Source organism: Mesorhizobium sp. M7A.F.Ca.MR.362.00.0.0 (assembly GCF_004023175.1).
Taxonomy (GTDB): domain Bacteria; phylum Pseudomonadota; class Alphaproteobacteria; order Rhizobiales; family Rhizobiaceae; genus Mesorhizobium.
Genome location: NZ_RZTF01000096.1, coordinates 17,176 through 18,265, shown reverse-complemented (window position 1 = coordinate 18,265; position 1,090 = coordinate 17,176). Strand labels below are relative to the sequence as shown.

Genomic DNA, 1,090 nt, shown 5'->3' with positions numbered 1-1,090 from the left:
GTAAATGAAGAAAGGCGTTGCCCGGCAGGCAACGCCCTGACATTTGGAAGAGCGCCGCGCGTCCGGTTTCGACGCGCCTGCGGCGCAGTCTTTTTCAAGCCGCACTCGCTCTGTCCGGAAAGCCGGTTCAGGGCGATGTGCCAGGGACGTGTGGGCGATATGAATTTGCAGAGCATGACCGGTTTTGCACGTGCCGTCGCCGAGCACGAAGGCACCTCGATCGCCTGGGAGGTCAAGTCCGTCAACGGCAAGAGCGTCGAGGTACGGCTGCGGCTGCCGCAAGGCTTCGAGCGGTTGGAACCTGCTGTCCGGCAAATACTTCAGAAACGTTTTGCACGCGGCAATTTCCAGGCGACGCTGACCATCGGCCGTGCCGTTGGCGCGCAGGCGCAGCCGGTCGTCAACGAAGCCTTCCTGAAGGACCTTGCTGGGCTCGCCAAACGGCTGCAGGAGCAATTCGGCGTTGCTGCGGCGACGTCGGATGGATTGCTTTCGCTGCGCGGCGTGCTCGACATTCCTGAAACCGTCGAAACCGAGGAGGCGAGGGCCGCGCTCGATGCCGCGATCATGGCCGCGCTCGAAGTGGCCTTGAACGGGCTCGAACAGGCACGGCAGGGCGAAGGAGCCGCGCTGGCTTTGCTGTTGTCGGGTCATATCGACACGATCGAGGCGCTGACGCTGCGGGCAGAAGTGGATCCATCCCGCGAGACCGCGGTGATCCGCGAACGCATCGCCGAGCAGGTCAGGCTGCTGATGGACGCTTCCGCCAATCTGGATGCCACCCGACTGCATATGGAGGCGGCGTTCCTGGCCACCAAGGCCGATATTCGCGAAGAGATCGACCGGCTGAAAACGCATGTCGCATCCGGCCGGGCACTGCTGGTGGGCGGCGGCGCGGTCGGTCGCAAGCTCGATTTTCTGGCACAGGAATTTAACCGCGAATCGAATACGCTGTGTTCCAAATCGAATGCCGCAGCCATCACCGCGATCGGCCTGGACCTGAAGGCGGTGGTCGACCAGTTTCGTGAACAGATCCAGAATCTGGAGTAGCCGATGGTTGCCAAGGATTTGGGGTCCCGCATACGCCGCC

At 62.7% G+C, this 1,090-nt stretch carries 1 protein-coding gene; it reads left to right on the top strand.

Features of this window, described 5'->3' with window-relative positions:
* Positions 1-159 precede the first annotated feature (159 nt).
* Positions 160-1,050, top strand: a complete 891-nt coding sequence (locus EOC06_RS14685; protein WP_013532513.1) for a YicC/YloC family endoribonuclease — start codon at positions 160-162, stop codon at positions 1,048-1,050.
* The last annotated feature ends 40 nt before the right edge of the window (positions 1,051-1,090 follow it).

What these genes read in the sequence shown, in the direction of transcription:
- EOC06_RS14685 (WP_013532513.1), top strand. Translation starts at nt 160, where the DNA reads ATGAATTTGCAGAGCATGACCGGTTTTGCACGTGCCGTCGCCGAGCAC.